The organism is Dyadobacter chenwenxiniae (assembly GCF_022869785.1).
Lineage (GTDB): Bacteria > Bacteroidota > Bacteroidia > Cytophagales > Spirosomataceae > Dyadobacter > Dyadobacter chenwenxiniae.
The window spans coordinates 776,378-798,071 of sequence record NZ_CP094997.1; the positions used below are offsets into that span (position 1 = coordinate 776,378).

Annotated in this window: 19 protein-coding genes, 1 tRNA gene and 1 pseudogene; 9 read left to right on the forward strand and 12 right to left on the reverse strand. The window is 44.8% G+C overall.

Annotation, left to right across the window (positions count from 1 at the left end; genetic code table 11):
* Positions 1-8: 8 nt before the first annotated feature.
* Positions 9-887, reverse strand: a complete 879-nt coding sequence (locus tag MUK70_RS03235) for a cyclase family protein (RefSeq protein WP_234655407.1) — start codon at positions 885-887, stop codon at positions 9-11.
* 2 nt (positions 888-889) lie between these two features.
* Complete coding sequence (locus MUK70_RS03240) at positions 890-1,675, reverse strand: 3-keto-disaccharide hydrolase (RefSeq protein ID WP_234655406.1); 786 nt, start codon at positions 1,673-1,675, stop codon at positions 890-892.
* A 274-nt stretch (positions 1,676-1,949) separates the two neighbouring features.
* On the opposite strand from MUK70_RS03240, the gene MUK70_RS03245 reads away from it, so the two are divergent.
* Positions 1,950-2,459 (forward strand): hypothetical protein, encoded by a 510-nt coding sequence (locus MUK70_RS03245; protein WP_234655405.1) that lies wholly within the window; start codon positions 1,950-1,952, stop codon positions 2,457-2,459.
* A 52-nt stretch (positions 2,460-2,511) separates the two neighbouring features.
* Here MUK70_RS03245 and MUK70_RS03250 read toward each other — a convergent pair whose 3' ends face one another.
* Positions 2,512-4,887 (reverse strand): S9 family peptidase, encoded by a 2,376-nt coding sequence (locus tag MUK70_RS03250; protein WP_234655404.1) that lies wholly within the window; start codon positions 4,885-4,887, stop codon positions 2,512-2,514.
* Positions 4,888-5,007: 120 nt separating this feature from the next.
* Here MUK70_RS03250 and MUK70_RS03255 point away from each other — a divergent pair, with 120 nt between their 5' ends.
* On the forward strand, positions 5,008-7,509 hold the full coding sequence (locus tag MUK70_RS03255) for a M1 family metallopeptidase (RefSeq protein WP_234655403.1): 2,502 nt from the start codon (positions 5,008-5,010) through the stop codon (positions 7,507-7,509).
* A gap of 186 nt (positions 7,510-7,695) precedes the next feature.
* On the opposite strand, the gene MUK70_RS03260 is transcribed toward MUK70_RS03255, so the two are convergent.
* Together MUK70_RS03260 and MUK70_RS03265 are read right to left on the reverse strand one after the other, a co-directional pair.
* A complete protein-coding gene (locus MUK70_RS03260; protein WP_234655402.1) occupies positions 7,696-8,079 on the reverse strand; it encodes a VOC family protein in 384 nt (127 codons plus the stop codon).
* A 79-nt stretch (positions 8,080-8,158) separates the two neighbouring features.
* Positions 8,159-8,971: an AraC family transcriptional regulator gene (locus MUK70_RS03265; protein ID WP_234655401.1), complete on the reverse strand. Its 813-nt coding sequence runs from the start codon at positions 8,969-8,971 to the stop codon at positions 8,159-8,161.
* 95 nt (positions 8,972-9,066) lie between these two features.
* Between MUK70_RS03265 and MUK70_RS03270 the strand changes: the two genes are divergently transcribed.
* Positions 9,067-9,570, forward strand: a complete 504-nt coding sequence (locus tag MUK70_RS03270; RefSeq protein ID WP_234655400.1) for a DinB family protein — start codon at positions 9,067-9,069, stop codon at positions 9,568-9,570.
* On the opposite strand, the gene MUK70_RS03275 is transcribed toward MUK70_RS03270, so the two are convergent.
* The 3 genes from MUK70_RS03275 to budA all read right to left on the reverse strand — a co-directional run bounded on the left by MUK70_RS03275 (position 9,563) and on the right by budA (position 12,179).
* Positions 9,563-10,195: an HAD family hydrolase gene (locus MUK70_RS03275; protein WP_234602417.1), complete on the reverse strand. Its 633-nt coding sequence runs from the start codon at positions 10,193-10,195 to the stop codon at positions 9,563-9,565. The genes MUK70_RS03270 and MUK70_RS03275 overlap by 8 nt on opposite strands.
* 107 nt (positions 10,196-10,302) lie before the next feature.
* Positions 10,303-11,325: an alpha/beta hydrolase gene (locus tag MUK70_RS03280; protein WP_234655399.1), complete on the reverse strand. Its 1,023-nt coding sequence runs from the start codon at positions 11,323-11,325 to the stop codon at positions 10,303-10,305.
* Positions 11,326-11,360: 35 nt separating this feature from the next.
* On the reverse strand, positions 11,361-12,179 hold the full coding sequence (gene budA, locus MUK70_RS03285) for an acetolactate decarboxylase (RefSeq protein WP_234655398.1): 819 nt from the start codon (positions 12,177-12,179) through the stop codon (positions 11,361-11,363).
* 241 nt (positions 12,180-12,420) lie between these two features.
* On the opposite strand from budA, the gene MUK70_RS03290 reads away from it, so the two are divergent.
* The 5 genes from MUK70_RS03290 (at position 12,421) to MUK70_RS03310 (ending at position 17,426) form a co-directional block, all read left to right on the forward strand.
* Entirely contained in the window at positions 12,421-13,629 is a 1,209-nt protein-coding gene (locus MUK70_RS03290; RefSeq protein ID WP_234655397.1) for a dipeptidase, read from the forward strand.
* Between the two features lie 121 nt (positions 13,630-13,750).
* On the forward strand, positions 13,751-15,760 hold the full coding sequence (glgB, locus tag MUK70_RS03295; protein WP_234655396.1) for a 1,4-alpha-glucan branching protein GlgB: 2,010 nt from the start codon (positions 13,751-13,753) through the stop codon (positions 15,758-15,760).
* Between the two features lie 113 nt (positions 15,761-15,873).
* Complete coding sequence (locus tag MUK70_RS03300; RefSeq protein ID WP_234655395.1) at positions 15,874-16,557, forward strand: hypothetical protein; 684 nt, start codon at positions 15,874-15,876, stop codon at positions 16,555-16,557.
* 21 nt (positions 16,558-16,578) lie between these two features.
* Positions 16,579-17,250: an NUDIX hydrolase gene (locus MUK70_RS03305; protein ID WP_234655394.1), complete on the forward strand. Its 672-nt coding sequence runs from the start codon at positions 16,579-16,581 to the stop codon at positions 17,248-17,250.
* Between the two features lie 104 nt (positions 17,251-17,354).
* Positions 17,355-17,426 (forward strand) — tRNA-Arg (locus tag MUK70_RS03310).
* A 736-nt stretch (positions 17,427-18,162) separates the two neighbouring features.
* Here the strand turns inward: MUK70_RS03310 and MUK70_RS03315 are convergent.
* The 4 genes and pseudogenes from MUK70_RS03315 to MUK70_RS03330 all read right to left on the reverse strand — a co-directional run.
* Positions 18,163-18,948 (reverse strand): annotated as a pseudogene (locus tag MUK70_RS03315) (recombinase family protein); the annotation flags it as partial.
* Between the two features lie 4 nt (positions 18,949-18,952).
* Positions 18,953-19,147, reverse strand: coding sequence for a hypothetical protein (locus tag MUK70_RS03320; RefSeq protein WP_234655393.1), 195 nt, complete (start codon positions 19,145-19,147; stop codon positions 18,953-18,955).
* Positions 19,148-19,908: 761 nt separating this feature from the next.
* Positions 19,909-20,232: a nuclear transport factor 2 family protein gene (locus MUK70_RS03325; protein WP_234655392.1), complete on the reverse strand. Its 324-nt coding sequence runs from the start codon at positions 20,230-20,232 to the stop codon at positions 19,909-19,911.
* Between the two features lie 21 nt (positions 20,233-20,253).
* Complete coding sequence (locus MUK70_RS03330; protein ID WP_244784653.1) at positions 20,254-21,045, reverse strand: SDR family oxidoreductase; 792 nt, start codon at positions 21,043-21,045, stop codon at positions 20,254-20,256.
* Between the two features lie 141 nt (positions 21,046-21,186).
* Between MUK70_RS03330 and MUK70_RS03335 the strand changes: the two genes are divergently transcribed.
* On the forward strand, positions 21,187-21,567 hold the full coding sequence (locus MUK70_RS03335; RefSeq protein WP_234658858.1) for a winged helix-turn-helix transcriptional regulator: 381 nt from the start codon (positions 21,187-21,189) through the stop codon (positions 21,565-21,567).
* The last annotated feature ends 127 nt before the right edge of the window (positions 21,568-21,694 follow it).

A 21,694-nucleotide genomic window follows, 5' to 3' on the forward strand; every position in this document is an offset into this window, starting at 1 on the left:
CATTAATTTCATGCCAATGTCGCGAATGCACGCACAGGAAATGTGCCCACACCTTTGAATTTCGGCGGCACAGCGCTGAAAAGAAACCCGGCTTCTGGCAATGCGCCCAGGTTACACATATGCTCGACGATCAGAATTTCAGCACCGAGTAAAACAGTGTGAACGGGTCGGTTGTTACCGCGCGTGTCATCGATATTGTGGCTGTCTATGCCAACCAATTTTACACCGCAATCACGCAGATACTCAGCAGCTTCACGGTTTATAAATGGATGATTTTCAAAATATGCGTCTGTGTTCCAGTGTCTTGACCAGTCGGTTCTGACAATGACCGCTTTGTTCCTGATCTCCTTATTTTTAAAATAATCGACACCGATTTCCATCACTCCGACGGCATTGATCGTGACCCCGTCCAGATTAGCGAATGCTGCCAGGCTTACTTCCGACAAATCCTTCCCATGCGCATAACGGTGAAAAGGGCAGTCGATATAAGTGCCTGTGTTGCTGACCATCTCAATTTTCCCGATTTGAAATTCAGTTCCTTCTTCGTATTTCGCCTTTGAATTTTCACGGCTCAGGAAATCACAGATAACGGGAGCGGGGAGGCCTTTATAGGTAATGAGCCCGTCAAAAATCGTATGGCTCAAATCAATCAGTTTCTTGGCATTATCTGGATCAACGGGCTCGCGCTTATGTTTTTCCTGAATGTAGAATTTGTTTAGAATGGTCACTTTTTCCACCATCAGCAGGCGGAGATCCGCAACGATGTAGTCTGCCAATTCCTGATCTGAAATGGTTTCGCCTTCCATGTCAAGCCTGAAATCCTGACCCTGAACGCCGCCGCCGTTGGTGAATTCAACCGCAAAGTCAAAAACAACTCTGTGTTCCATTTTCAAAAATCTGTATCCGCTTTATCAAGCGTCATATCTTTCACCCAAATGTTACGATAGTACACATCGTGGCCTTCTGATTGTAGTTTCAAACCTCCTGGTGTGTCTGTAATGCCTTTGCCGCCATCATTACCACCGTCAATTCCTGAATTGGGTCCACCCCAAACCTGGCTGATCTTTTGATTGGTGTGCACTTTTTTTCCATTAAAATATAAGGTTACCATCGGCTTTTCCACGAGTTTACCATCCTTGAAGCGCGCAGCACGGAAAAGAATATCGTACGAATTCCATTTGCCAATGCCATTGTAAGCAGCGTATGGCGACTTGGATTCATTGATAACCGCGGCCATCCCGTGGGAAGTGGTGTCGCCATCCAAAACCTGGATTTCGTAACGGTTCTGCAAATATACACCGCTGTTTCCGCCTTCTTTGGTGATCAAAAATTCCACATGCGCGCGGAAGTCTTTGAATTGCTTTTTAGTAACAATGTCGGCAGCGCCATATTTCCCACCGGCTGATGCCGCGTCATTACAATTGATGACCGTTCCTTTATCAACCGGATCATTCACAACGGTCCATTTAATAGGAGGCTTTGCTGAAAAGCGCGGGCCTTCCCAATAAACCCATTTTTCATCCAACATTTTGCGACTCCCATCCAGGAAGATTTCCGCGCCTTGCGGTGCCTTGGTTCCAACGCCTACTTGTGCGTGGGTATTTGCGGCCAATGTCAGCAACACAGCGCCCTGAACCAGTACAATTGTTTTTATCTGAGAAAATAGCTGTTTCATCCTTATGAGGTTAAGTAATATGCGATTGATTTTGCAAGCCTTGAATAGCCTGGATATAAGACCTGCGATTTTTGTAAATACTCCTTTTGACGGTCTTTTGTTTTGATGTAGAACAAAAGCCACAGATAAGTCGACGTATAATAACGTAAAAATCAGCCACTTCCACAATCCCAGCACTTCCAGGAATAATATTTGGCTTTTTGCTGATGGAACAGTTCTTTTTTAATTAAGCAGAACAATTTTTAGTACATGTTGAACTATTGCGGGGTGGGAGATGACGAACGACACATATAACACAGAAAGTGTAAACACGGTAACAAGCGTGTTTGCAACAAGGGCGGATGCAGAAAATGCGTATAAAGCATTGTTAAAATTGGGCTACGATGCAGAGGAAATTACGCTGATCATGTCCGAAGAAACTTGCGAAAGACTTTATCAATATCACGACTCGGATCACGACAATAATCGGACGCTCGGTTTGGGCAAAGGTAAAAAGCTACAGGTAACCAGGATCTCGGATGCATTGGATGTGTTTGGTAGGTTTGTGTCGATTCCGGGACTGGCACTTGTAGTTGCAGGGAAATTGAATGAAGGCGGCCAGCGGGCGATCGCGGGTACGGTTTTGTCTGATGAGTACGCAACCTATTTTCAAAGGCGGATCCAGGAAGGAGAAATCCTGATTGATTTTGGCCTTCACAATGTTAAAGAGCGCAATTTGATTGTTAACCTGTGGGAAAATTACGGCGGTTATTCGCTGGTCAGAAAGGTTAATAACGCTGCATAAGACTTGAACAATTGAAAATGCCGTGTCTGGAAACCAGCACGGCATTTAATGTTTATAATTTTTCTTCAAAAAGCTTCCATATCCGCTTGTATTCGTCTGTCCAGGATGAGGCTTCTACGAACGCATGATCTTCCATCGGATAGGAAGCCAGCTCCCAATTATTTTTGCCCAGTTCGATCAGCCGCTGCGAAAGTCTGACAACGTCCTGATAATGTACATTTACGTCCACCATGCCGTGGCATATCAGCAAATTGTTTTTAAGGCCCGCTGCATAATAGATAGGGGAACTTTTCCTGTAGGCCAGGCTGTCTGACTGGGGCTCATTCAAAATGTTCGCAGTGTAGGGATGGTTATAGGCTGCCCAGTCGGTGACCGGACGTAACGCAGCCCCGGCGGCGAAAACATCCGGAGCAGTGAAGAGGCCCATCAATGTGATAAAACCGCCATACGAGCCGCCGTAAATGCCTATTTTCTTGGGGTTTATACCGTAGTTTTTAATCAGCCATTTCGCACCGTCGACATTATCCGTCAGATCCTTGCCGCCCATAAATCTGTAAATGCCGGTGCGCCAGTCGCGCCCGTAACCCGAGCTTGCGCGATAGTCCAGATCTAAAACCGTGTAACCTTGGTCCACCAGCATGTTATTGAACATATACTCCCTGAAATACTGGCTCCACCATTTATGTGCATTTTGCAGATAACCCGCGCCGTGCACAAAAATGACAGCCTTTCCATTCGACTTCCTCGGCTCATAAACCCGTGCGTAAATGTCCTGACCGTCCGTTGCCTTTATGGTCACGACTTTCGCTTTTCTCCATGGATATGACAAAAATTCCTGGGTTACAGATTGGGTAATTTGCTCAGGTTTGGCAGTCTTTGCATGCGAAACCGCAGGATTTTCCATCACAAACAATTCCCACGGAACATTGCTCTGCGAATAGCGAATGGCAAGTTTGGTTTCATCCGGTGAAAGCGTAACCTCGTGGGCCCCGGTTTGGTGCGTTATGCGCACGCGTTGACCGCCCGCAACCGGCATACTGTAAAAATGCTGCTCACCCGGATGCACTTCGTTGGTAATGAGGTAAAAGGTTTTTTTATCTTTTGACAAATTAACATGCTGAACCTCAAACTTGCCGGACGTGAGCGCCGTTTTCTTGCCACTGGTGACATCCAGACTGTAAAGATGCGAGTAACCCGTTTCCTCGCTTTGGAAGTAAATGGTGTTTTCGTCGATGAAGCCAATTTCCCCGGAGCTCATCGGATAACCGCCAATGCCCGGCCCGCCAATCCACGCTTCGTCCCTTTGGCGATCGAGCAATTTCAATGTCAATGTCTCCGGATTGAATGCCATGATCCAGCGATCTTTCGCATCGGTTGACCGCACAATAACAACCGCATTTTCACCATTTTCCGACCAGAATGGTCCGTTAATGATCACGTCACGCTGTTTGTTTTTCCATGCGGAGTCCAGTTTGGGATAATCTTTCACATAATCCGGCTTGTCCGTAATGCCCGGAATATCCTTGACACTCACCCTCAATGTTGTGTCTCTTTTAACATTGTAAACCCAAAACTCAGAATCCGAAGTCGGCGCGCCGACCTTGGTTCTTGCGGAAATGTCTTCGGTGAAGCCAGACTCTGTAACGTAATTGGGTACAATTGTTGATTTTGCGGCCTTGTTTGTCTGAGTTAATCTGTAAGTAATGTATCGTCCATCCGGACTGATTTCCTGGTTAGTCAGACTTTTTTCGCCAATGTAAATTTCTTTTGGGTATGATGCCCTTTCAGCATCGGTTATCTTTTTGCCCGCATCCTTTTTCGCCTTTCTTTCCTTCAAAACCTCAAACATTGCCAGCTGATCATCCTTTAAAAATTTTTCCTGACCATCCGGGTTGGGATCTGCCTTCTTTGTTCCTGTTTTGAAATCGGTTAGCTGGCTCAACAGCCCGCTTTCTAAGGTAATGCTGAAGAGGTTCATTCCCTGGGTGAAAATAACCTTCTCATTATCACCACTAAAAACAGGGTTGCTTTCCCGTTCGACTGTGTTGGTCAGTTGCCGGACCTTGAAATCCGCTGTCGAAATCAGGAAAATGTCGCCATTCTTTTCGTAGAGGCGCTGCGCTTTTTGTTTGTCAAAAACATTACTTTTCGCGGGCAGTGTTCTGCGTTCGGCCGGCGCGATCTTGTTTATTTTTTTAGACGACAGATCGTAGCCATAAAGCGAATCGCCTGCGTTCTTATTTGGATTCCAATTGAAATAAATCGTCTTACTGTCTTCCGACCAGGCAATTTCCGTTGGCGAAGTCCCTATCCATTTCTTAGGGTCCCGCATAATTTTCTCAACGGTAAGCACGCCCAGGGTTTGAGCAATAGACGATTTGGAAAGTAAACAAAGTGCTAGGCAGGCGATGCGAAAAACATGGAACATATGATCGTGTAACTTTTATTTTGTGTCGGTTAAAGATAAATCATGTTATGATACATTGAAGAAAGGCACTAAAAGTTAACGCTCCAAGTACTATTTTTGACGGTTACCATTCACTCACGTATGAAAATTTCTTGCTGGCTTGCTTTAATAGTTGTGTTTTTGTTTCAAATGGCATGCACTGACCACAAATCCGAAATTCCTGAAAAAGGGGTTAGTTACCAGTTAAATAAAAGGCGGAAAGCAACCATAGACAGCATTAGTTACAACATTCAGCTTGACATACCGCGTGAGAAAAGTGAATCGATCAAAGGGATCGAGACGATTTCTTTTAACCTTAATGCACTTGATTCAGCGTTGGTTTTGGATTTCAATTCGGATAGCACGCACATTATATCGGTGCAATCGGAAGGGGAGGAGATTGAGTTTGAAGTGGCTAACCAGCACATTGTAATCGGGCCGGACGGACTCAAAAAAGGCAGGAATACATTAACGATCGGCTTCATAGCGGGTAACCTTTCCCTGAACAGGAGCGACGAATATTTATACACGCTTTTCGTCCCGGACCGTGCGTCAACCTGTTTTCCGCTATTCGACCAGCCCAACTTAAAGGCAACTTATGCATTAACATTGAGCGTTCCCGACGGCTGGGAGGCGGTTTCGAATGGCAGTTTGAAGTCCAAAACTTCCCGTAGCGGAAAGTGTGTTTTCCAGTTTTCGGAAACCAAACCGATCAGCTCCTATTTATTTGCGTTCGCGGCGGGAAAGTTTTCAAAAACCGAAAAAACGGTGGAAGGCAGGGCAATGACCATGTATTACCGGGAAACCGATACTGCGAAAGTGAGTCGGAATAAAAATGAGATTTTCGATCTCCATGCCAAATCCCTTTCGTGGCTTGAAGATTACACGGGTATTTCCTACCCGTTTGAAAAGTTTGATTTTGTCCTGATCCCGTCGTTCCAATATGGCGGCATGGAACACCCCGGCTCTGTTTTTTATAACGAGTCAGCACTTTTTCTGGACGAAAACGCATCTGTAAATGAAAAAATGGCGCGTGCGAGTGTGATCGCCCATGAGTCGGCGCATATGTGGTTTGGCGATCTGGTTACGATGGACTGGTTTAATGATGTGTGGCTGAAAGAGGTTTTCGCCAATTTCATGGCTGCGAAAATCGTTCATCCAAGTTTCCCCGGAATCAACCACGAACTGCGCTTCCTGCTGGCACATTATCCCCATGCGTACGAGGTCGACCGGACGGCGGGCACTAATCCGGTTTTGCAGGATCTGGGCAATTTGAAAAACGCCGGAACATTGTACGGAGCCATTATTTACATGAAAGCACCCATCATCATGCGGCAGCTGGAAAGGAAAATAGGCGCAAAGTTAATGCGTGAAAGCCTGGCGGAATATTTGAAAACCTATGCTTACCAAAACGCCCGCTGGGACGACCTGATCCGGATCATAGACAATAAAACGCCGCTTGACATTGCTGATTGGAGCCGCGTATGGGTGAAGACGCCCGGAATGCCTGAATATGCTTTATCCAATGAGACGAAAGGCACATACATTCAAAAACGGGATTCTGTTTCTAACCGGATATGGCAGCAACCCGTTGCATTTAAAGACATTACCTTGGGTCAGAAACATTTCCATTTTCCAAATCCCGATGGGGCTGGTTACGGTTATTTTCAAATGGACAGCGCGAGCACTTCCTATTTTTTTACGAACTATAATAAGAAAGGTGACTCCATTTTCTCGAAGCCTGTCTTCCGTGGCGCGATGCTGGTCAACGTCTGGGAAGGCTTCCTGCGTGGTGACGGACCGGACGCAAGCGCGCTTTTGAGTGATTTTCTGAAAGTATTGCCGAAAGAGAAGGATCCGTTGCTGACAGATTATCTGCTCGGACGTGTGCAAACCATTTGGTGGTCATTCCTGAGCGATGAAAACAGAGATAGATATCAGCCAGCGATTGAAAAAGGGATATGGAGCTTGCTTAATGAGGTGCCGGATAAGGGAATGAAAAAGTCCTATTTCCGGACGTTCAAACGCGTTGCATTGAGCGATGATGCCTATCAGAAAATGGAATCGCTTTGGAATAAAACATTGGTTTTAAATGATCTTGCATTGTCGGAGGACGACAGGATTTCATTGGCTTATGAATTGGCCGTCAGAGCAAAAGGCGATGAAAAGACCATATTGCAAATGCAGCTGGACAGCACCAAAAATCCTGATCGCAAGGCCAGAATGCAGTTTGCTATTCCGTCTTTAAGCCAGGATGAGAGAAAGCGGGATGCATTTTTTGAATCATTAAAAAAACCTGAGAACCGGGAGAAAGAGGCTTGGGTGCTGGATGGATTATCCAATTTGCACCATCCGCTACGTTCTGCCACCGCTATCAAATATTTGCAGCCATCGCTGGAAATGTTGCAGGAAATTCAGCTTACGGGCGATATCTTTTTTCCGACGCGCTGGACAAATGCAACCTTTTCAGGGCATTCATCCAGAGCCGCAACCGACGTCGCCAGCAAATTTCTTGCAAAGCACCCGGATTATCCTTATTTTCTCAAAAACAAGGTGTTGCAAGCCATTGATCTTCCGCAACGGGCAGCGAGGCTGAAGCGTTAATGAATGCGTATTACATAACATTACATCCCTGCGGGATTTTCGTTACACGGATACATTGTTGCTACCAATATTTTATCCCGTCGGGATTATCGAAACCTGAATCGCGGAGCGATGGAATATTGGTAGAAAAATACAGTGACCGCATGACCCAAATCCCGGAGGGATGTAATGGAAACCCTGTGCACGTCATTCCCGCTCAACCGGGGCGTATGTTACCAAGTCGATGCCAATGCCGTTTGGGTCAACAATGGCGAAGTGGCGGTCGCCCCATGGTTCGTCCCGAAGTTCAATTTCTATCGAAGTCCCTTTCTTTTTCAGGTCTTTATAAAGCTTGTCCACGTCTTCGACCTCAATAGTCAGGAACATTCCCTGGCCCTTGAACGGCTTTTGAAAAAGAGGCTGCTGGGATGGATGTTCGGGCAACAGGAAGCTGATTTCTGCCCCGCGACCGGGCGTGTGCATAAGGAGATAAAATTCGTTTTCGAATGTGACGCCAAAGCCAAGTGTTTTTTTGTAGAATGCCTTTGTTTCAGCGATCTTAGTAGTGACAATGCCTGCGTTAAGTTTCATTTTCCAGATTATTTAGGTTGATAATATGGTTCAAATTTCGCTGAATCGTCAACTGCAACATTGTAAAATTCGGACAAAATCATCTTCCAAAAGCTCGCCCGGGTGTTACGCCGTATAAATTTTTGAATTCCTTTATGAAGTGCGCCTGATCATAGTAACCATCGAAGAACAGCTTATTTTCCCTCAGGCTTTGCTGTGAAGGTTTCGCACGTAGAATGTTTTGGAACCTGACAACTTTGCTGAATGTCTTGACCGAGTCACCGATATAATAGGCAAAAAGTCTCCGTAACTGCCTCGGGCTGATACCGGTGTCGAGATCTGTTTCAACTTGAACAGCACCGTAATTTTTGAGGATAAGGGATAGTGCTCCGTACAACCGGTGATCGTTGTCGAATTCGACATCTGCCAGCAAATCAATGAAATAGTGGTCGAACAGGGATTTGACATCGGTCGCAGAAAGGCCGTTTTCAAAATGCGTTGCGATAAATTTTGCGGTTGCCGGAATGACCGATTCCAACGTCTCATATCGGTTGCTCAACTCCGCCGCATTGACGCGGAACATTTGCGGAAACATGGTTGGCAGGAAGCGCACGCCAATGTAATTGAAGATGTTTTCGAGCGGAAACTCGGTGTATTTTTTGCAGAAACCCATTACATAACTGTCTGCCGGGTCCGTAAGCTCGAAGAAAATGTCGATGCAGCCGTCCGCAACCACGCGGTAATGAAACGGTTCGTCCAGCGTTTGAGATGTTTGGAGCTGCCAGTAACAGTAAATGTAGTTTTGAAGACGCAAATCGGGTAAAAATTCGACGTAATTAACGTGTTTCGCCGACTGCTTCACAGTGGGCTGAATGGGGCTATAAAGCTTTCTGATCTCTGCTAACTCCCTCAAAATTGTCCGCTTTAATCGAGTAATGTACTGAGTGCCGGAGCTTTAAAGAGAACAGGCATATTTTTTTTATTTTTTACAAATAAAAAATAAACGCTATGGAAAACAAACTTTTTGCAAATGCCTACATCCAGGAGCTGGAGGCCGAGTACACGTCCACACGGAAATGTCTGGAAAGAATTCCGGAAACATCGTATAATTTCAAACCGCATCCCAAGTCAATGGAAATGGGATATCTTACATTACTCGTGGCGGAAATCCCGCTCTGGGTGGCTGTAATGGTGGAAGAAGGCGAAATTGATTTCGTTACTTTCAAACATATGGATACAAGGGAAAGGGAAGCTGTGGTCCGGCATTACGACGAAAACATCGAGCGCGCAAAGGCTGCATTGCAAAATGCCACGGAAGAAGATCTGGCAAAAGAATTCAGACTCATGAATAAAGGGGAACTGTTGTACGCACAGCCAATGGTTGCTGCCATAGGGTCAACAATTAATCATTGGGTTCACCACAGAGGCCAACTGACCGTTTATATGCGGCTGAACGATATTGCGGTTCCCTCGATTTACGGACCATCCGCAGATGATAAAGGATTCAGCTAACCCGTTCGAAGCGTTCTTTTTTTAAGTCTTCCAGAATTTCTTTGGTTGATTCAAAACCCGTGTGGTGAAAAGCGCGCAGACCAAGTTTCTTGGCCATATTGGCAAACATGATACGGTCATCAAAATACACGCACTGACTGGGCGTTGCCTGCGCAATGCCCATTGCGAGTTCAAAGATGCGCGGGTCAGGCTTGCGCATTTTGACTTCACAAGATGATATAAAAGCATCGAAGGCTGTGTGAAGTTTAAATTTCTGAACGCGGTAATCATTCAGTTCTTTGCCTTCATTATTGATTGAAATGATGCGGAAGCCGCAATCATTTTTCCATTCTTTGAGCCACGCAAGCATCCCCGGAAGTTCCACGGACTGGGCGTACATAAACTCCTTAAAGTCCTCCCGAACAAAATCCCGGGGATGATTAAAGATCACCGTATCCAGATACTGATCCAGATTAATGCTCCCAATTTCATAAACATTAAAAATGAAGTTATGAAGCTGATCCATTTCTTTATAATCCAGCCCAAATTTCTCCGCGGCCAGCAAACGCGATTCATGGCCCCAGCCATTGCTCAGCAGGACACCGCCGATATCGAAAAAAAGTATTTTAAGGTCGCTGATCTGCATTGTAAAAAATTTGCTTTTATGAAACCGAAAACTCCGGCAATATATACATTTTCATCATCCCGGACGCGCTATGGGCAGGTTTGACATTCAGGCCAGCCACATTTTAATTATTTTACATTTCGCTTGGCCCAGTTGAAAATAGTGGAATAGACTTCTTCCCTAACCGGTTTTCGGGAAAGGATGAGGTCATGCATACCGCCCTGAATGGCTTGAATGCTGTATTGCCCTACGATGTTCTGTGCTTGTTTTGCTATTTCTTCCACATTGAGCACCGCGTCCCCGGTGAACATTACATCGCTCCACTTTTTTTCGTCAATAGATTTTGCGGAGTGGAGCACCAGAACGGGCTTGTCGATCTGCAAACCCTCTGATAATCTGAGTTGCCCTACATGGATGGCCCTGATCCAGCCAAAGTTGACAGGTGGCGCAATGTGTGGCTTCCAACCGAGATTATAGCTCCATTCACCATGCGCATCTTTGTGTAAACTCTCTCCATATAAGGGACTTAACCCAGCGCTGATCGTTGTTTCAGGATGCTTTTCAGCCCTCTTTACAATAACAGGAATAGCTGTTTTTTTCAAAACCGACTTTACATTCAAATCAAAAAACGGACTGTTTAGTAAAATAGCATCAAACATTTCCTTGCCCGTTCGCTCGGCTGCGTACAGAGATACAGCCAGACCGCCCGTCGAATGTCCGCTCAGTAAAATTTTGTCTGATCCTTCACTCTGGATGATATGGAGCACGGTGTCAATGTCAGCGAAATATTCGGAAAGATCGCGTACATTATTAAACTTCTGATTGGCAAGATAAGACCTCCCATATTTGCGTAAATCGACCGCGTAAAAATTGTAACCTTCCTGAATGAAACGCTCGGCCATTTCTTCCTGGAAAAAGTAGTCGTTAAAGCCATGCACGTAAAGAACCGCCTTATCGCTTTTTTCAGGGGTTTGTTTTTTAATGACTGTACAGGTTACACTGCCCTCATAGTCGGAGGGCTGTACAATGGTCGCTTGCTTGAAGCCGTGGCCCAGAATGTCAGCAAAGTAAGTAACTTGTCCGTACAGCGAACCGCAACCTGTAAGGATCAGGGCACAGGATAAGAGTAGTTTTTGGGATAAAAAATACATGATTATTTAATCTCCATCAGGTCAGAAACATAAAATTACTCGATTTTTTTAAGTTCAGCACCGCGGTCCGGTTTGAGGTTCACATTCAAAAACGCTGCATTTGTATTATTTTCAATGGTAAAACCTTTGGCAAAATCAATTTCAACAGCAACAGCATTGGTATTGAACTTGAAAATATGACCGCCTGCATTCAGGTCATCCGCAATATAGTGCAAATGGAATCCCGGCACATTGGCTCTGGCCAGGTAGGGCGGGAGCAGGAACCCAACGCACGTGCCAGTCGTGTTATTGTAGTTAAAAAGTTTCTGATGTTCGCCTAAATGTGCCGTTAGTGTTGTGTAGGGCGGTTTTGCCGGACTGGCAGCGCGGGTTGTCATAGATGAAAAGGACCCGGTGATTTTGATTGCATATATGGTATTTGCATTTAGTTTTTCAATCAAATGTTCCTGCAATTGCTCATAACTCAAACCGGGCTCATTAAAATAGATGGTCGTATCAGCCTTGAAGAATTTAACAAAAGCAGCGGAAGTGCTGTCGCTGTCAGAGGCTTCTTTAACACGGCCATCGGAGCTCATTTTAAACACTTTACCTTTAAGCATAATCAGTTCGCCGTCCACTTTATTAAAAGTGCCCACACCGAAATCGCCTTTTGGTTTCAAATCCCCTATTCTCAAATTCCCATCAAAAACGCCGGCCATCAATGCATCGATGATCGAGTATTGATACATGAAATCCTTCTCGCGCTCTGCGTCGGACGCAGGCATTTTTGCAGTTTGGCAGCATATTAAGAAGATAGAAATGACAATGGCCGGCAGCATGGAAGGAAACCGGTGACTGGTAAAGTAATGCTTCATTTATAGGATACGGGGATCGTTTAGTTTAGGGCCTTCCCGTGTTGTTAAAACACAAAATAAAGTTTGTCTACTCAGCATGAATGTGGCACAGGCTCCGGCCATTTTTATTTTTCCACTTGAATAGAATCCTGGCGATGTTAATTAGGAGGAAATGAAGGAAAAGCTGCGCTTTGTTGATATTTTAGAAAAAAAGGCTCAACTTAAAAACAGTTACAATTCCTTTAACCAATCACTCCTTAAAATGAAAAAGCTTCTACTTTTGCTTTCCCTGCCGGTGCTTTCGTTCGGCCAGAATGCGGGCGTCACTATGTCGCCAAAGGCTGCGAAGATCCACGAAAAAGCACTCACCATCGACACCCACGCCGATGTTCCGATCAACATGATGAAGCCGGGTTTCGACATTGCGGTGGAACATGATTATGAAAAAGATCGCTCTCAAATTGATTTTCCAAGGATGATCAAAGGCGGAATGGACGGGATGTTCTTTGCCGTTTATCTGGGGCAGGGCAAACGGTCGGAAGAAGCAAATGCGGAGGCCAGGAAAAAAGCGCTGGCGATTTTTGACAAAATACACGAATCAGTAAAGTTGAATCCAGGCGTTGCCGGCATTGCTACCACGTCAAAAGACGCATACCGGTTACAAAAAGAAGGAAAACGTGCCGTCTTTATCGGCATGGAAAATGGCTGGCCGATTGGAAAGGATTTGTCCAGCATTAAACAATATTACGATCTCGGCCTGCGCTATGTAACCCTTTCGCATTCATCCAACAATGATATATGCGATTCTTCAACCGACGGAGATGGCCCTGAACACAATGGTCTGAGCGCTTTTGGTGAGGAAGTTGTGAAGGAAATGAACAGACTTGGAATGATGGTAGACATCTCGCACGTCTCTGATTCGACATTTTATGACGTAATTAAACTGACCAAAGCACCGGTGATCGCCTCCCATTCTTCCTGTCGCGCATTATGCGACGTGCCCCGGAATATGACCGACGATATGATCAGGACTTTGGCCAAAAACGGTGGCGTGATCCAGATCAATTTTGTGCCGGGTTTTGTGAAAAAGCCTTCACAGCCGCATGAAATGTCTTTGAAAGCACTGCGATTGAAAATCCGCCAGACGGATTTGTCGGACGAGGACAAAAAAGCGCTGCGCGATGAAATGAAGGCCATTAATGAAAAATATAAATCCGATATGCCCACATTGAAAGAAGCTGTGGACCACATCGAGCACGTGATCAAGCTCACTTCCGTGGATCACGTGGGCATTGGCATGGACCTGGATGGAGGCGGAGAGGTGATCGGGCTGCACGATGTGAGCCAGATTGGTGGCATTACGGAAGAACTTGTACAGCGCGGTTACTCTGCAAAAGACATTGCCAAAATATGGGGAGGCAACATTATGCGCGTTTTGGATGAGGTTGAGAAAGCTGCGGGCACCATGTAAAGGCCGCTGTTTCTGACGGATTTAGCTATCAGGGGTAAAAAAATATATACTTTTTAAGAAATAGTTTAATAAAATTGTAAATCTTACATGCTCGTAGGATTACTAAAATTGTGTATTGCAAATGGCTAAATTAACTGGTAAGAAAAAAACAGACTCAACTCCGGATCCCTCTGAAAGCAAAGTGGAAACCATCCGGGATCATGGTTTGAATGCGGTAGAAACCGTTAGCCGTTTTACCGATTTTGATATACATTTATTTCGTCAGGGCAAGCATTTCAAGCTTTACGAAAAGCTGGGGTCTCATGTAATGGATTTTAAGGGTGTTACTGGAACCTATTTTGCGGTCTGGGCACCTAACGCGTCTTATATATCCGTTACTGGAAATTTTAATGGATGGAATCAGGGCGCACATGCATTGGCGGCACGCTGGGACAGCTCGGGAATATGGGAAGGCTGGATTCCAAATATAGGCGTAGGAGAGGTTTACAAATATTACATTGTATCCCAAACCGGAGAGGCTCAGGAAAAATCCGATCCTTTTGCACTTTGGTGCGAGGTGGCACCGCGCACTGCTTCCATTGTCTGGGACACCTGGTATGAATGGGGCGATTCGGACTGGATGAAAGTCCGCAAAGAGAAAAACAAGCTAAATGCGCCTATTTCGGTGTATGAAGTCCATTTGGGTTCATGGCAACGTGATCCTGCTGATCCCGAAAGGTTTTTGACATATAAAGAAATTGCGGTAAGCCTTGTTCCTTATGTGAAGGAAATGGGTTTTACGCACGTGGAACTGATGCCGATCATGGAGCATCCTTATCCACCATCGTGGGGTTACCAGATTACCGGCTATTTTTCTTGCGCGTCCAGAATGGGGACACCGCAGGAGCTCATGTATCTCATCGATCAGCTTCACCAGGCCGGAGTCGGCGTTTATGTAGACTGGGTTCCTTCGCATTTTCCCGGCGATGCGCATGGGCTTTTCCGTTTTGACGGCACATCGCTTTACGAACATGAAGATCCGCGCAAAGGTTATCACCCCGACTGGAAAAGCTACATTTTCAACTACGGCCGCAATGAAGTAAAGTCCTTTTTGATCAGTAATGCGATTTTTTGGTTGGATCGTTATCATACAGACGGCTTGCGCGTGGATGCAGTGGCCTCTATGCTCTATCTTGATTATTCAAGAAAGCACGGCGAATGGATCCCAAACGAATTTGGTGGGAGGGAAAACCTGGAAGCCATTGCCTTGTTGAGGGAAATGAATGTCGCAGCTTACACTGAATTTCCTGACATCCAGACTATTGCCGAAGAATCTACGGCATTTCCAGGCGTTTCACGTCCCGTTTTTGTGGGCGGACTTGGCTTTGGGATGAAATGGATGATGGGCTGGATGAACGATACATTAAAGTATTTTGAAAAAGATTCCGCTTTCCGCAAATGGCATCAGGATCAACTGACATTCAGCCTGGTATATGCATTTTCAGAAAATTATATGCTGCCATTTTCACACGACGAAGTGGTGTATGGCAAAAAATCGCTGATCAATAAAATGCCGGGCGACGAGTGGCAGAAGTTTGCAAACCTGAGATTGATGTTCGCTTATATGTTTACGCATCCGGGTACGAAACTGATGTTCATGGGTTGTGAATTCGGGCAAACTTCCGAATGGGCTTTTCAGCAAAGCCTGGACTGGCATTTGCTTGATAATCCGATGCATAAGGGGATGAAAGATTGTGTGACCGCTTTGAATAAATTATATAAAACAGAGCCTGCGCTGTATGATTTTTCTTTTTCCCATGATGGCTTTGAATGGATTGATACACAGGATCGCGAGAACTCGGTGCTGGTTTTTGCAAGAAAAGGACTTGATCCAAATCAGAATGTCGTTGTCGTGCTCAATCTGACGCCTATTCCGCGTCTGGGTTACCGCGTTGGCGTGCTTACAGAAGGCATTTGGCAGGAAATCTTTAATTCTGACCAAGCCGAATTTCAGGGAAGCGGCGTCATCAATTCAGGTCCTGTCACTTCGGAAGCGCATCAATGGCATGGCAAAAGCCACTCGGTAATTCTTGACTTGCCGCCGATGGGAGCGATCGTTCTGAAGAAAAACGGAGTGCCACAGCATAAATAGTAGTTTCCGGCCGTTTACTTAATTTGTCGGGATACTTAAGGCAGAGAAGCAGATCTCTGCCTTATTTTTTTGTACATTTTTTTACCTTTGCCCATCACATCATTTAAAAATCAATGAAAAGCTTCCGGTTAATAGTACTTTTTATTTTTATTGGTTCAATTCAGGGGTTTACACAAAGTCTTTCCCGTGTAACGTCAGGCATTGATCTGGGGCTCGGATATCAGGAGGACGAATGGGTGCCGGCAGCATTGTATCACCAGGAATTGAGCCTGGCCAATTTTCAATGGTTCAGAATAGGCTGGGGCGTGCGAACGTGGGGATATTATGCAGGCAGGACAAATTTATTACCAAAAGATAACGCATTATCCCGCGATACACTGGAATTCGGACGTTTGACAGCAAACGGTATAAGTTTTATTTTGGGTGCTAACATCAGGTTGTGGCGCTTTGACATTGGGGCAAACACGGATATTGTGGGCATTGCATTCGGGCTGCGGAGAAGAGCATTATATACCAAACCTGGGTTTTCTGAAGGGGAAGGAGCTAAATATTACAATGCTTACGTAAGAAGTAATCCCAGTACACTCAATTTATTGCCGCTGGCACTGGATAACCAGAACGGAAATTCGGAAGTGTTCCTGCGTTACTGGATCACCGACCGCATCGGTGTAAAGCTGGCCTATATGGCGGGAAGGATAACTTACGCAACCGAAGCCAAGCTGGATAATGGTCAGAAACGCTTCAGTAAAACCTATGGTGTTCCAAACCTTTCCATTTCGTTTCCTTTATATAATTAATCAGCGCACATTATCTTTATTATGACCGAAAAGCTTACCGATTCACATAAATACAAGCTCTGGAAAGGCAAATTGGAAGGCAACGGCCTGGATATTCACCGCGTCGATGAGCTATACAGCCGCAGAAATGGAAAGGGAGAAGTGTTGTTTTCGTTATTATACACAGATGCGACCACACCCGAAGGCAACAAAATCCCGCCCATTTGTTTTCTGAAAGGTGAAGTGGTCAGTGTATTGATCTGTTTCATCGATGTCGAAAGTCGTGAAAAGTATTTGTTACTGGTTCAGCAAAGAAGGATTTGTGACGGGTCGATGACCTTCGAGCACCCAGCCGGAATGCTCGACAGCGAAAGTGACGCAGCCGCGGTTGCTGCCAGGGAGGTTTTTGAAGAAACCGGGATCCAGGTTAAGAAGGAGCAATTAACGAAGGTTAATGAGCAGCCCTTTTATCCGTCCACCGGCACGAGCGACGAGGCCATGTATATGTTTTATTGTGAACTCGAACTCACCGCAGAGGCGATCCACTCTTACCATAATCAGGCACAAGGATTGCTCTCCGACCACGAGTATATCAACACCCACGTGGTTCCGTTCGCCGAAGGTCACAAGCTGATTACCAACGTAAACGGCATTTTGCTTGATTATATGTATCTCAAAGACGTCCAGGACTGGGATCTTTTGAAACAACTATGAATGGGGCAGCAAGCCGAAATTTTGCAAAACATTTCTTGCCGCATTGGTCATAATTCAAAATAGCGGCTATATTTGCACCCCATTACCGGCCAAAAGCCACCCAAGCACCCATAGTTCAATGGATAGAATTTCGGTTTCCGGTACCGACGATATGAGTTCGAATCTCGTTGGGTGCACCCTGAGGGACAAGTCCAAATTAAATGGATTTGTCCCATTTTTTTTGCCTTGTAACTCGTTGGAAATCTGATAGATAAGATCGATTCCTTCATTGATTCGAGGAGTTCGAACTGTGTTTCCGTCAAACACCAAATTATCGGGAAAGATCGAACCCACTAGCTGTCTTTTTTCTTCCAAAGTTCCTGATTCATAGAGGTTTACTAGGTGTTCGAGTCTCGTAAGGGTTTTCTTAAGCAAGTTTGTTGTTTCGCCGTGATCGGACGAAAAATTGTTAAGCCTCTTTTCTAAATCTGTCATCTGCTTAGAACAGTGTTCTTTTAATTGTTGGAAATCATCAGCGCTCGATAGGCCGTCTACCATCTTAATGCGTGCGTTTTGCATTCGCTCGCTAACCTTATCAAGCTCTTGGAGGACATTTCGACGTTCCTGATCTCTTTTTTTTGCTTCTTCCTTGAATCGGGCTAGTAGCAAATCTGAATAGATTTCCAGCCTTCCTGGCCGAGGAATTAACCTTCTAAGTTGAGCCTTAAACTTTTTATTCACCTCCTCCGCTCTGTAGCGTACGCCGCAAGGTGCTTTGCAGTGGTAATAGTGGTAGTAATATTTGTTACCCTTCGAAGCGCTACCTGACAGCATTCGATTGCACTCTGGGCAGATTAGAAACCCACGAAGTGGCAAGGTCTCTTTTGAGACAATTTTTGGCTTGTTAAATGGATTCTTTTTTCTGCCAGATAGCACATCCTGTACTGCGTCGAAAGTATTGGAACTAATAATCGGTTCATGGAGTCCCTGAACACAATGTGCCCTTTCGCTTTCGAATTCCGGTATGAAAATTTTCCCGCAATAAACCGGATTTCTTATCGCAAGCCAAAAGTTGTTCTTGCTGCACTTCAATCCACGCTTCATTGCCATTTTCCAAACCTGTTCGGTATTAAATCGCCCGGTGGCGAGTTCTTCGAAAATCCAACGAAGAATCGGGGCTTTGTTGTCGTCGGGTACTATAGTTTTCCTCCCATCAGGTGAGGTAGTGTTTCGATAGCCAATCGGCGCTGTTGCGACCCATCTTCCTTCTTTTTTCGCACGCCTCATTCCATGAAAAACGTTCAAGGCGCGACGGTCATTTTCTACCTCTGGCGCCGCCAGGTAAAACGCGAGCATCATTTTGTTTTCCGGAATCCGCAAATCTAATGGCTGCTCGATAGCTTGTGGATCTATTCCCAATCGTCGAAGATGGCTTATCATTTGATAGGCATCACCAGCATTTCTGCTAAACCGGTCCCATTTTGTGAACAGGATGTGGGCAATATTTGATCGCTTGTTATTTTTTAGGCGTTGTAATAATAACTGCCATTGTGGTCGTATGAATGTTTTGGCTGAATGATCTTCCAAGATCACCTCACTGACTTCGATCGAATTGATTTTGCACCAGTTTCGAAGCCGTTCTTCCTGATCTCTTTGTGAGTAGCCCTTTTCTGCTTGTTCGTCAGTGCTCACTCTGACATAGAGGATAGCTTGTGCCATTGAGTTAACGTTTTGTTGATGAGATGCTTTCGCTATTAATAATATCGCGAAAATACTGATTAACAGCCAATGTAACCAGTTGTTGCATCGAATTGAGCATCAACGTTGCTTGTTCATAGGAGATTTCGTCACCTATTTCTTTTAAATCATTTATAATTTTCTGGATTTGAAGTCTTTTTTGTTCGTTGGTCGTTTCCATTCCCCTCTGCCATTTCTCTCAGCTTAAATTTAAACCTAGAGAAATGTGGAACAAAGACCCTTTCGATTTTCGAATAGGTGACCTTGTCAGGAAGGTACATAATCTACTGGAATTGATTGTCCCGCTAAATTTCTTAACGTAAAAGAGATGAACTTGACACGCTAATATTCCACCCGCAACGGAACAAATGTCGAACCGGCTGCTTGATGATTTAAAATTAATATCAGGATTAATTATCTGAAAATGAGGACAATGTATGCGGTCTGCCGATTGATTGGTGTACAGAAATACCGGTGTTTAAGTGAAATTTCCATGTCCTGCTAAAACCTGGCGTTCTATCGTTCGAAGGAATGTTTGGGTACATTATAAGCGGAGTGGCACACCTTAATCTTTACTTTTCGTAGGCTCCAAGCTTCCACATGCAAACGTTCGTATTTTTGGACAAATTCCAAATGTAGTATTTTCGCCTAAAAAGCAGAGCCCCTTTGAGATACATCTGACTGATGATAATATGAATTTGGCAAACCATTGTTTCAGACGACTCAGCTCGCGGCTGCCATTTCATAGGGAAAATAAGTATGGCAAATCTCTCCCACATCATAAACTTCACAAAGTTGGCTCTTGTCTTCCCATTGTTCCAAATTACTGCGATTCGCCTGCTGCAAGTATTGGTGAGTGACTAGCGCGTATGTATGTGAGTGGATTCCCGCCGAAAGCTACCCGATTTCATAGTTGTCGAGTTAATGTTAGCCATTCCTTGTTTACCCTGTAAATTTCAATGACTGTATTAAGTCATTAATGATTACTAAATGATAGGTTAATATAAATGGGCTTCCTGCAAAATTTCCCGAAGTTTCTGCTTTTAAAAGGCTTTCATTTTCTTTTTCTTCAAAGCCGACAGGCTTTATGGTAGCCTTGTATCGCTCGTTAGAATCGGCAATCCAATGTTCTATTTCTTTTCTCCCATTGTGCGTTTTTCCTTCGTCAAACACTACGGCGGTTTCAGAAAAGCAATTTGCGTATGCGACGCTATCAAAACTGTTTTGCGTTTCTACTAAATCGGCTACTACTTTTGGTAAGTTCATTTTTGTGTTTTTTTGAGGTTGTTAAATAGTGGGAACAGTTCCTCCGTCAATGACATATTCTGTCCCTGTGAGGTAACTTGCTCTTGGCGAAACCAAAAAGCCGACAAGTTCTGCAACTTCTTCAGGTTGGGCAGGTCTTCCAAAGGGTATTCCACCCAATGCATCCATCACCCCCTGTTGCGCTTCTTCTACGGTACTATTCGCGTTTCTTGCAAGTTCGCCCAGCCAGGCTTCCGATGCTGTCGTATTGATCCAGCCTGGCGAAACAGTCAGCACCCGCACACCCGTAGGGGCAACTCCGTTGGATAAGCTTTTACTGTAGTTTCTCAATGCTGCTTTTGCGGCTGCGTAAGGCAAAGTTGAATCGTACAAAGGCAGTATGCCCTGTATGGAAGCAATGTGAATGATAACACCACTCTTTCGATCGATCATTTGTGGTAAAAATCCTCTGTCCAGCCGAACCGGGGCAAGCAAATTGGCCTGTAGCGTTGATTCCCAATCTTCATCACTCAATACAGCAAATCCACCGGCAGGCGTTGATGACGATCCAAGATTGTTTACCAGAATATCCAGCTTTCCATAAGCCGATAGCACCTCGCTTACCACCTTTTGTGATCCCTCCGCCTTACTTAAATCAGCGGAAATGAAATGCAACTTCTCGTTTTGCTCTTCCGGTGCGTTTCTCGCGGTGATAATCACAGTTGCACCAGCTTGCAAAAGCCTTTCTGCAATTGCTCTTCCGGCGCCTTTTGTACCCCCGGTTACCAAAGCAATCTTGCCTGATAATTCATTGTTAAAATTAAACTGTTCCATTGTATTGTCCTTTGCTTAAAAATGAATGATAGGACAAAATTGGCGTGTAAATGAAGTTTAGACAAGTACGGAATTACGATTCATATAGGGATAAATTGATCCCCTATTGCACTAACTGATACATACGCTTAATTTTGAAATATGTATGAGAGAAAGACAACACCAAACCTGAATTGCGGACTTGACCTGATAGGTGAAGTGCTTTATGGCAAATGGAAAATCCGCTTGCTCTGGTTTATTGACCAGGGTTATCAACGCCCAAGCGAACTGCAACGCAAAATTCCCGATGCTTCCCGCAGGGTTTTGAATGTCCAGTTGAAAGAATTGGAAGATCATGAACTGGTTACAAGGAAAATTTATCCCGTCGTACCGCCGAAAGTAGAATACAGCCTTACTGATTTTGGTAAGACGTTAATTCCCGTGATTGCCACATTGGGGCAGTGGAGCGATGAACACGAAGAGCGTTTGCGGGAGGTGATTTTGAGACACGCTGTAAGTTCTGATATTGGCGTACCCATTTAATTGATCAGTATATTGACGAAACAGTTTTGATCTTTCAACGTCTATGTTGCAAGGTGTATAGGAGAATGAATTTTGACAAATGCAATGACCTTAGTCGAAAAACGAGAATATTCTTAGACCTGACAAT

Coding starts and splice junctions, on each gene's coding strand:
- MUK70_RS03235 (WP_234655407.1), bottom strand. CDS start 887: ATGGAACACAGAGTTGTTTTTGACTTTGCGGTTGAATTCACCAACGGC.
- MUK70_RS03240 (WP_234655406.1), bottom strand. CDS start 1,675: ATGAAACAGCTATTTTCTCAGATAAAAACAATTGTACTGGTTCAGGGC.
- MUK70_RS03245 (WP_234655405.1), top strand. CDS start 1,950: ATGACGAACGACACATATAACACAGAAAGTGTAAACACGGTAACAAGC.
- MUK70_RS03250 (WP_234655404.1), bottom strand. CDS start 4,887: ATGTTCCATGTTTTTCGCATCGCCTGCCTAGCACTTTGTTTACTTTCC.
- MUK70_RS03255 (WP_234655403.1), top strand. CDS start 5,008: ATGAAAATTTCTTGCTGGCTTGCTTTAATAGTTGTGTTTTTGTTTCAA.
- MUK70_RS03260 (WP_234655402.1), bottom strand. CDS start 8,079: ATGAAACTTAACGCAGGCATTGTCACTACTAAGATCGCTGAAACAAAG.
- MUK70_RS03270 (WP_234655400.1), top strand. CDS start 9,067: ATGGAAAACAAACTTTTTGCAAATGCCTACATCCAGGAGCTGGAGGCC.
- MUK70_RS03275 (WP_234602417.1), bottom strand. CDS start 10,195: ATGCAGATCAGCGACCTTAAAATACTTTTTTTCGATATCGGCGGTGTC.
- MUK70_RS03280 (WP_234655399.1), bottom strand. CDS start 11,325: ATGTATTTTTTATCCCAAAAACTACTCTTATCCTGTGCCCTGATCCTT.
- budA (WP_234655398.1), bottom strand. CDS start 12,179: ATGAAGCATTACTTTACCAGTCACCGGTTTCCTTCCATGCTGCCGGCC.
- MUK70_RS03290 (WP_234655397.1), top strand. CDS start 12,421: ATGAAAAAGCTTCTACTTTTGCTTTCCCTGCCGGTGCTTTCGTTCGGC.
- glgB (WP_234655396.1), top strand. CDS start 13,751: ATGGCTAAATTAACTGGTAAGAAAAAAACAGACTCAACTCCGGATCCC.
- MUK70_RS03300 (WP_234655395.1), top strand. CDS start 15,874: ATGAAAAGCTTCCGGTTAATAGTACTTTTTATTTTTATTGGTTCAATT.
- MUK70_RS03305 (WP_234655394.1), top strand. CDS start 16,579: ATGACCGAAAAGCTTACCGATTCACATAAATACAAGCTCTGGAAAGGC.
- MUK70_RS03320 (WP_234655393.1), bottom strand. CDS start 19,147: ATGGAAACGACCAACGAACAAAAAAGACTTCAAATCCAGAAAATTATA.
- MUK70_RS03325 (WP_234655392.1), bottom strand. CDS start 20,232: ATGAACTTACCAAAAGTAGTAGCCGATTTAGTAGAAACGCAAAACAGT.
- MUK70_RS03330 (WP_244784653.1), bottom strand. CDS start 21,045: ATGGAACAGTTTAATTTTAACAATGAATTATCAGGCAAGATTGCTTTG.
- MUK70_RS03335 (WP_234658858.1), top strand. CDS start 21,187: ATGTATGAGAGAAAGACAACACCAAACCTGAATTGCGGACTTGACCTG.